This window comes from Roseomonas sp. TS2 (assembly GCF_058833935.1).
On sequence record NZ_JCACVY010000174.1, the window covers coordinates 1 to 9,227 of the forward strand.

Consider the following 9,227-nt stretch of genomic DNA (forward strand, 5'->3'; position numbering starts at 1 on the left):
CCAGCAGCATCACCACGCCGCCGATCGACTGGTCCTCCAGCGGCGTCAGGCCGAGGCAGGCGGCATGGGCGTAGAGCGGGCGCGGCGCGAGGGCGATCAGCGCGCCGAGCAGCGTCATGTGCATGGAGGTGAGCAGCAGGCCGACGACGCCCGCCGCCTGGCGCGGCCGCCGGTCCGCCTCGCCGGCGCCGAGGCAGGAGAGCCAGACCAGCAGCGAGACGGCGAGGAAGCTGCCCTGCTCCAGCGCCATCACGCCAAGGCTCTCGCGTGCCGCGTGGTGCGGCCCCGGCATGTGCCAGCCCCAGATGGTGACGAATTCCAGCCCCGAGGCCGCCACGGGCCACCAGAGGTTTGGCCCGAGAAGCCGGGGAAAGCGCCGCGCCGGGTCCCACCGCCCGCCGCCGAGGGCGATGGCGAGCAGCGGCGCGGCCACCGCCACCACGCCCATATGCATCACCATGTGGCCGGTGAAGGAGCGTTCCAGCAGCACCAGCAGCGGCCCGCCCCAGACCAGCGCCAGCACCAGCAGCGCCAGCGGCAAGGCCACCCCGGCGGCCATCAGCGGCAATCCGCGATGGTGATCGCCGGCATGGCGACGAAGATGACGCTGACGAAGCTCAGCGCGCAGAGCAGCAGCGTGGCGTAGCCGAGGAAGTGCTGGCGGTCCTCGTCCGTGGCCTGGTCGTGCGGCGGGTCGTCCGTGCCGAAGCCCCAGTGGCGGCGCGCCTGCTGCCCGGCCACCAGGATCAGCCCCAGCGCCGGGATGGTGATGCCGAGGATCACCCAGCGCAGCGTGGTGAGATCGACCCACGGCCCGCCGCCCTTGGCGCAGGCGATGGCGGCGGCGACGTAGCAGAGCAGGAAGTGGATGGCCCAGATGGCGGGCGGCGCCAGCAGGGTCCAGAGATTGGCGTGGCGCCGGTTGTGGATCAGCATGGCGGCCCCTCCCTCACGCCAGCAGCGGGAAGAGGGCGACGGTGGCGAGCGTCACCACCGCGGTGATGGCGGCGAAGTGCCAGTAGAGCACGACATTGTGGATATCGATGTCGTGCTCCCGCGTCAGCTTGCCGGCGAGGCTGCGGGCCAGGGCGTAGAGCGTCATGATGACGCCGACCGCGAGATGCAGCGCCGCCCAGCCCAGCAGCACCCAGACGGCGGCGGGGTAGGCGTGGGTGGTGGGCTCCAGCCCGTTCGCCCAGGGGCCCATCAGCATGGCGCCGCCGCTGGCCAGGGCCAGCAGCACCGCCGCCAGCAGCCCGAGCCGCAGCCCGCCCGCCTGGCCCGCCGTGTTGCGCGCCCGCGCCCAGAGCATGGCGCCCCAGGCGCCGAGGGCGGCGAGCAGCGCCACGCCCGGCCAGAGCAGCCCGGGGCCCATCGGCAGCCCGGCGGCATCCAGCGGCGGGAAGACGGGGTGGATGGTCCAGAAGTAGAAGTAGCTGAACACCAGGCTGGCGAAGGCCGTCATGTCGCCGGTCATGGTGATGAACATCGCCCACCAGCCGACCGACCGGATGCCGGAGGCGTAGAGCGGCAGCCTCACGCCGCGGCCGATATCCTTCTCGTGCTTCTCCGGCACCATCGCCGTGCCGCGCCACAGCCAGGCCAGGATGGAGAGGATGGCGGCGACGCCCACCGCCAGCCCGGTCCAGTAGAGGTGGAAGGTGGTGAGGATGAACACCGCGCCGGTCAGCACCGCCGCGACCATCGGCATGAAGCTGTTGCCCGGCACGCGCAGGCACTGGATCGGCCGCGCGTCGAGCACGGAGGTGACGAGGGTCTCGCGCTTTCCTTCCTCGGCATCGGGGAGGTATTCGCGGCCCTCGTCCACGCGGCGGGGCAACTCCGGGTCGTCCCAGAGCGGGTAGCGGGAGGCGATGGCGGGCACGCTGCGCACGCCGTAATCGGGGCCGGGGATGGGGTTCAGCCATTCCAGCGTGCCGGCGCCCCAGGGGTTGCGCGGCGAATCCGCGCGGCGGCGGATGCCCCAGATGGCGTCCCAGGTGAACAGCAGCACGCCGGCCGCGAACAGCACCGCGCCGGCCGAGGAGATCAGGTTCAGCCAGTCCCAGCCGATGCCGCCCGGATAGGTGAACACGCGGCGCGGCATGCCGCGCAGCCCGGTGAAGTGCATGGGGAAGAAGGCGATGTTGAAGCCCAGGAACATCAGCCAGAACACGAGGCGGCCGATGCGGTCCGACAGCTTCCGCGCCATGATCAGCGGGTAGTAGTAGTAGGCGCCGGCGAAGAGCGGCAGCACCATGCCGCCGATCAGCACGTAGTGCAGGTGCGCCACGACGAAGTAGCTGTCATGCGCCTGCCAGTCGAAGGGGGCGATCGCCACCATCACCCCCGTCAGCCCGCCGAAGACGAAGATGGCGAGCGCCCCGGCGGCGAACAGCATCGGCGTGGAGCGGGTCATTTTCCCCGCCAGCATGGTGGCGACGAAGACGAAGATCTGCACGCCCGTCGGGATCGCCACCGCCTCGGAGGCGGCCGAGAAGAAGCCGAGCGAGATGGCGGGCAGGCCGGTGGTGAACATGTGGTGCACCCACAGCCCGAAGCTGAGGAAGCCGGTGCCCACGGCGGCCAGCACGATCCAGGAATAGCCGATGATCGGGCGCCGCGCGAAGGTCGGCACGATCATCGCCAGCAGCGCGATCGAGGGCAGGAAGACGATGTAGACCTCCGGGTGGCCGAAGATCCAGAACAGGTGCTGCCACAGCACCGGGTCGCCGCCGCGGCTGGCGTCGAAGAACGGCCAGCCGGCCAGCCGCTCCAGCTCGAACAGGATGTCGCCGGCAATCAGCGGCGGGAAGGCGAACAGGATCATGCCGCCGACGATCAGCACGTACCAGCAGTAGAGCGGCATGGTGTTGATGCGCATGCCCGGCGGCCGGCACTTCAGCACGCCCACGATCAGCTCCACCGCGGCGGCGATCGAGGCCACCTCGATGAAGGAGAGGCCGAGCAGCCAGATGTCGGCGCCGATGCCGGTGAGCTTCGGGTCCGTGGTCAGCGGCGGGTACATGAACCAGCCGGCATCGGGCGCCGCGTTGAAGAAGATCGAGCCCATGACGAAGACGCCGCCGATCAGGAAGCACCAGTAGCCATAGGCGGAGAGGCGCGGGAAGGGCAGGTCCCGCGCCGCCAGCATGGTGGGCAGCAGCAGGATCGCCACCGCCTCGAAGATCGGCACCGCGAACAGGAACATCATCGCCGTGCCGTGCAGCGTGAAGGCCTGGTTGTAGAGGCTGGCGGAGATCAGGTCGTTGTCCGGCACGGCGAGCTGCGCCCGCACCAGCAGCGCCAGCGCGCCGGCGAACAGGAAGAACAGGAAGGAGGTGGCGGTGTACCACAGCCCCACCTCGGTGTTGTTCACCGCCGACCAGTAGCGCCAGCCGGAGGGCGTCTCCCAGGTCTTCTCGAGCCGTGCCTCCTGGGCCTTCCGGCGGGCGGCGTCCTCGCTGTCCGGCATCGTCGCCTCGCTCATCGCAGCGTTCCCAGCCAGGCCGCGATCGCGGCGATCTCGGTCTCCGGCAGCGTGCCGTAGGCGGGCATGCGGGCGGAGGGCTTGATCTGGTCGACCCGGGCGATGAAGGCGGCGCGGTTCTCCGCGCTGTTCTCCAGGATGCCGGCGCCGATCGTGGGGCGGCTGGCCAGGTGCGTCAGGTCCGGCCCGATGGCGCCGCGCGCCGCCGTGCCGCGCACGCTGTGGCAGGCGCCGCAGCCATTCGCCAGGAAGGCGGCCTCGCCCGCCTGCGCCGCCGGCTCCACGGCGGCGGCTGGCGCCGCCTCGCGCGCCAGCCAGGCCTCGAACTCGGCCGGCTCCACCACCCGCACGGTGAAGGCCATCAGCGCGTGGGAGGCGCCGCAGAGCTCGGCGCAGGCGCCGCGGAACTCGCCCGTGCGCGTCGGCTCCAGCACCAAGCGGTTGGTGCGGCCGGGGATCATGTCCATCTTGCCGCCCAGCGCCGGCACCCAGAAGGAGTGGATGACGTCGCGCGTCGAGAGGCTGAACTCGACGCGCTGGCCCACCGGCAGCACCAGCGCATTGGCGCTCTCCACCGGGGCGCCGCCGGGCGGATGGTAGCGCACCCGCCACCAGAACTGCTCGCCCTCCACATGCACCCGCAGCGGGCCGCCGGGGGCGCGCAGCTCCGGCATCAGCCGCAGGCCGTAGAACAGCAGCACCGCCAGCAGCAGCGTCGGCACCACCGCCCCCGCCCAGACGATGAGGCGGCTGGCGCCCTGCTGGCTCCAGGGCTGCCCGCGCCGTCGGGCGGCATAGGAGGCGAGGCCCAGCACCAGCACCCAGATGACGCCACTGGCGATCAGCATGGCCCAGAACAGCCGCGCCACCTGCTCCGCCTCGAAGCCGGCGGGGTCGAGCGCCGACTGCACGCCGCCGCACCCGGTCAGCAGCCCTGCCAGCGGCACGGCGCGCATGGCGCGGCCCGTCATCACGGTGCGTTGTTCCATTGGCCCCCTGCGGGCTCGCCGCCCACCCTGTCGTGCGCCGCCGTTGCGGCACACCTCTCCAGACCGCGCAACGCATCGCGGGCGGGGCGGTTTCCGGCTGCGGCTTGGCCTTCCGCGCGGCGCCAGCGCCGGCCGGGGCGGCTTCAGCGGGGTGCGGCGGTGCCGGGGAAGCCGGCCTCGGCCGGGTACATCAGCTCGGGCACGGCGATGTTGAGCTTGCCGTGATGCAGCCGGTGCACCGCCGCGCGCACCGCCACATCCAGCCCCGGCCGGTTGTAGTAGACGCCGCGTATGTGCAGCTGATGCGCGATGCAGCGCAGGAAGCCCTCGCGCAGCGCCGGGTCGGGCGGGGTCGCTTCCGTCCAGAAGCGGTCCAGCGGGCCGGAGAAGACCAGGCCGGGAATGCGGTAGAGCGCCTCGCCCAGCGCGAAGGTCGGGGTGTGGTCGATGATGGAGCGCAGCCCCACCGTGCTGTTGACGGTGACGGTGCCCTGCACCTGCTCGACGATGGCACCCAGATTGCCGCCGCCCAGATAGTGCATCCGCGCCGAGACCCCCGCCGCCTCGGCGATGCGGCGGGTGCGCCGCTTCCAGTTCTTCAGCCCCGGGTCGAGCGGATGCACCTTCACCAGCAGATGCGCGTCGGCGGGCGCATGGGCGGCGAAGCTCTCCGCCACCTCGCGCAGCGCCGTGTCCAGGTCGGGGTAGCGGGAATAGGCGCGGATGGAGAAGTCGCTCTCCATCTGCATCGCCATCAGGAAGAGTGGGCCGGTGCCGGAGAGGCGCTGCAGGATGGCGTCCGCCCGGCGGTTGTCCCGCCCGCGCTGCAGCAGCCGCAGCCCGACGCCCATGTAGTACAGCGCCGGGTGCTGCAGCAGGTGCGTGCGGTAGTGGGGGAAGGGCCAGGGCAGGGCGCTGCTCAGATGGTAGAGCATGTCCCACCGTGCCTGGCGGGCGAAGCTGTCCTTGTTGCGCACGATCAGGTCGGGCGGCGGCAGGCTGGCGCCGGTGCGCAGGATGGTCTCCGGGTCGCGGGTGAACAGGCTGGCCGCGTTCATGCCGTCCCGCTCCAGCACGATCCAGTCGGGGCGGATGTAGCCGAAATCGGTGGTGGCGACGCGGATGCCGCGCGCATGCGCGGCGGCGATGGCGGCCTTGTGATAGCTCCGCTGCTCGCCCAGCAGCACCAGGTCGGTGACGCCGTGGCGGTCGAGGAAGGCCTCGACGAAGGCCGGCCATTCCTCGGCCCGGCCGCGGAAATCCACCGCGCCGGGGCCGCGCCAGAACAGCCTGTCGCCGAGGTTCAGGTTGATCCGGTGCACGGCATGTCCCAGCGCCCGCAGCCCGGCGCCAACCTCGTCGAAGAACGGCGTGATCGGTCCCTGCAGGAAGAGGAAGCATCGTGAAGCCGGATCGGCGGGGCTGCTCATCGGCGGCGGCGGGTTCTCGTCTGCGGCGGTCGGAGGGGCGGGGCTTCCGGCCCGCCGCGCGGAATGAAGGGCAGGGCCGCCATGGGCATGGCGCGCGCTACCCGACAGGCGCGGCCAGGGCCGCATGCAGGTCCTCCCAGCCGACGGTCCGCTGGCCCTGCCACGCCATCTCCCGCAATGCCCCGGCCGATGGAAATGGGCAATAGGGCGCGCCAGGCTGTGACAGGTCCTGCGGCCGGCCCGCCGGCGGCGCGGCGGCGGCCTCCAGCGCCGCCAGCAGCGGCCCGAGCAGCGCGGCGCCGGCCTCGTGCAGCAGCCGGGCCGCGGTGCTGGCGGTGACGCCCGGCGGCAGCGACACCGCCTGCTGCGCCAGGATGGCGCCGGCATCGATGCGCGGCACCATGCGGTGCACCGTCACGCCGAAGGCGGGCGGCGTCTCCCGCATCGCCCAGAGGGTGGGCACCGGGCCGCGGTGGCGCGGCAGCAGCGAGGGATGCACGTTGATGCCCCCCAGCGGCGCCAGGGCCAGGGTTTCGGCGCGCAGGATCTGGTCGAAGTGGAAGGACAGGATCAGGTCCGGCCGGGCCGCGCGCAGCGCGGCGGCCATGGCGGGGCCGTTGACGTCCTCCACCGCCAGGAGCGGGATGCCCCGCCGCCGCGCGAAGCCGCTCAGCGCGCCACGGCCCAGGGCCCGGCGCAGCCCGCCCAGCGCCTGCGGCAGGCCGTAATTGACCAGCAGGTAGGGCAGCAGGCGGGGGCCGGAGCGGCGCCAATGGGCGCGCATCTGCCCGGGCATGCCGCCGGCGGCGGCGCGGTAGGGCAGGGAGCGGCCGATCAGCACGATCCGCTCCGCCTGCTGCTCCGCCAGCCGCAGCACCGCCGCGGCGCTGAGCGCGCTCTCCAGGGTCAGCAGGGCGATGCGCATGCCGCCCGCCCGAGCGCCCATCCGATCTCCTGCCCGATCTCCTGCCGGCCGGGGCGCCTCACGCGCCGAGGCCGGGCAGGCTCTCGACGCGGCCGATGCCGGAGACGGCCTGGCTCAGCGCCTCGGCCGCCTGGTCGAGATCCGCCGCGCTGTGCTCGGAGGAGATGAAGAAGCGCAGCCGCGCGGATTGCTCCGGCACGGCGGGGAAGGTGACGGTCTGCACCGCCACGCCGCGCTCCAGCAGCGCCGCCGCCACCTTCGCCGTGCGCACCGAGGAGCCGAGGATGACCGGCAGCACGGCGCCGCCCTGGCTGGTGCCGGTGTCGAAGCCGCGCGCGCGCAGCCGCTCCCGCAGGCCGAGGCCATTGGCCTGCAGCCGTGCCACCCGCTCCGGCTCGGCGCGCAGGATGCGCAGCGATTCCAGCGCGGCGGCGGCCAGCGCCGGCGGCAGCGCCACGGAATAGACGAAGCCCGGCGCGGTGTGGCGCATCCAGTCGATCAGGTCGGCCCGCGCGGCGATGTAGCCGCCGCAGGCGGAGAGCGTCTTGGAGAGCGTGCCCATCCAGATGTCGACGCCGGCGGGATCGACGCCCTGCGCCTCGGCGATGCCCTGGCCGGTGGCGCCCAGCACGCCGAGGGAATGCGCCTCGTCCACCATCAGCCAGGCATCGTGGCGGCGGGCGATCTCGATGCAGCGGGCGAGGTCGGGGCTGTCGCCATCCATGCTGTAGTGGCCCTCCACCAGCAGCAGGGCGCGGGCCGCCTTGCCCGCGCCGCGCCGCGCCGCCGCCAGCTCCCGCTCCGCCGCGCCCAGATCGTTGTGCGCGAAGGGGATGCGCCGGGCGCCGGAGAGGCGGACGCCCTCGGTGCAGGAATTGTGGATGGCCGCGTCGTGCACCACGATGTCGCGCGGGCTCATGAGGTGGCCGATGGTGGTGACGTTGGTGGCGTGGCCGGAGACGAAGGTGAGCGCCGCCTCGGTGCCGTGCAGCGCCGCCAGCGCGCGCTCCAGCTCGCGGTGCAGCTCCCGCTCCCCCGAGAGGATGCGCGAGCCGGAGGGCGAGACGCCGTAGCGGTCCACCGCCGCCTTGGCCGCCGCCAGCACGCGCGGGTCGCCGTTCAGGCCGAGGTAGTTGTAGCTGGTGAAGTTGACGACCGCGCGCCCCTGGATGCGGCTGTGCGCGCCGGCCAGCCCGTCATGCGCCTGGAACAGCGGGCTCGGCATGTCGAGCGATTGCAGCGCGGTCTTCAGCAGGCCGAAATCGCGCATGCCGGGCAGGGTGGTGAAGTCGCGCGCGCTGCCCGCGTCGGGCGCCGGCGCCTCGCCGCTGCGCCGCTTGGAGAGCCGCGCCAGCAGCGCCATCCGCGCCGTGGCGCTGAGCCCGCCGCTCATGCGCCCGCCCCGCGGGCGGGATGGATCGGAGGGAGGGTCATGCGTGCTGCGTGTCCATGGGCCATGGTCCGGGCCGTTCGTGGGCGCTGCCCCCGGCCCGTGCCGGCGGGGCGGCGTGCGGGGAGGATAGCCGGTCCGGGGCGGGTCCGCACCCGCCCCGGGCCATCACGAAGTCGCTTCGGCCGGGTGCCCGGCCGGGCCGGCGCTGGGCTCGAACTGCTCCACCAGCTCGGCGATCGCCTCCTCGGCGCGGCCGCCGGCCAGGCCCTCGGCCAGCTTGCGGGTCAGCAGGTCGATGGTCAGATCCTCGCTCACCGAGGCCAGCGGCACCTGCATTCCCAGCCGCCGCTCCAGCGCGCCGCGCAGCTCGAGGCCGCCCAGGCTGTCGAGCCCGAGGCCGGCCACGGGCGCGTCGAGCGGCACCGCCTCGGGCGGCAGGCGCAGGATGCGCGCCACCTCCTCCTGCACCACCTGGCGCAGCAGGGCGCGCGCCTCCTCCGGCGGCAGGGCGAGCAGATGGGCCTGCAGCCCGGCCGCCTCCAGGCTGGTCTCGGCGCGGCCGCGCACCTCGGAGAAGAGCGGCTCCTCCAGGATCGGCAGCGCCATGCGCGCCTCCCGCCAGGCGACATGCGCCAGCCCCAGCACCGGCGCGCCGCTCTCCAGCAGCGCCGGCAGGGCGGAGAGCGCCTCGGCCGCCGCCATCGGCGCCACGCCCAGGCGGCGGGCCAGGGTTCCGGCGGTGGCGGCGTTGCCGGCGAGGATGCCGGCATCGGCGATCGGGCCCCAGGCCACCGCCAGCGCCGGCAGCCCCTCGGCATGGCGGCGCCGCGCCAGCGCCTCCAGCGCCATGTTGGCGGCGACGTAGTTGGCCTGGCCCGGATTGCCCATCGCCGTGGTGGCGGAGGAGAACAGCAGGAACAGCGAGACCGGGTCCCGCCGTGTCAGCCGGTCGAGATTCTCGGCGATGGCGAGCTTCGGCGCCAGCACGGCGGCGAAGCGG

At 73.4% G+C, this 9,227-nt stretch carries 8 protein-coding genes; all 8 read right to left on the bottom strand.

The window, feature by feature from the left end; genetic code table 11:
- The coding region (locus tag ACZJYS_RS19885; protein ID WP_493180056.1) for a cytochrome c oxidase assembly protein at window positions 1-559 on the bottom strand (559 nt) is incomplete at its 3' end.
- Complete coding sequence (locus ACZJYS_RS19890; RefSeq protein ID WP_109515832.1) at window positions 559-936, bottom strand: hypothetical protein; 378 nt, start codon at window positions 934-936, stop codon at window positions 559-561. The genes ACZJYS_RS19885 and ACZJYS_RS19890, both read right to left, overlap by 1 nt.
- 13 nt (window positions 937-949) lie before the next feature.
- Window positions 950-3,490, bottom strand: a complete 2,541-nt coding sequence (ctaD, locus tag ACZJYS_RS19895; protein WP_493180057.1) for a cytochrome c oxidase subunit I — start codon at window positions 3,488-3,490, stop codon at window positions 950-952.
- Window positions 3,487-4,479 carry a cytochrome c oxidase subunit II gene (gene coxB, locus ACZJYS_RS19900; RefSeq protein WP_493180058.1) on the bottom strand — a complete coding sequence of 331 codons (993 nt, stop codon included), beginning with the start codon at window positions 4,477-4,479 and terminating at the stop codon, window positions 3,487-3,489. Before coxB ends, ctaD begins: the two co-directional genes overlap by 4 nt.
- 143 nt (window positions 4,480-4,622) lie before the next feature.
- Window positions 4,623-5,909: a capsule polysaccharide biogenesis protein gene (locus tag ACZJYS_RS19905; RefSeq protein ID WP_493180059.1), complete on the bottom strand. Its 1,287-nt coding sequence runs from the start codon at window positions 5,907-5,909 to the stop codon at window positions 4,623-4,625.
- A gap of 97 nt (window positions 5,910-6,006) precedes the next feature.
- Entirely contained in the window at window positions 6,007-6,855 is an 849-nt protein-coding gene (locus ACZJYS_RS19910; protein WP_493180060.1) for a formyltransferase family protein, read from the bottom strand.
- A gap of 37 nt (window positions 6,856-6,892) precedes the next feature.
- The gene (locus ACZJYS_RS19915; protein ID WP_109515834.1) at window positions 6,893-8,227 is read right to left on the bottom strand and encodes an aminotransferase class I/II-fold pyridoxal phosphate-dependent enzyme; all 1,335 of its coding nucleotides are present in this window, start codon (window positions 8,225-8,227) and stop codon (window positions 6,893-6,895) included.
- A gap of 165 nt (window positions 8,228-8,392) precedes the next feature.
- Window positions 8,393-9,227 (bottom strand): KR domain-containing protein (locus ACZJYS_RS19920; RefSeq protein ID WP_493180061.1); only part of this gene is annotated, 835 nt, incomplete at its 5' end.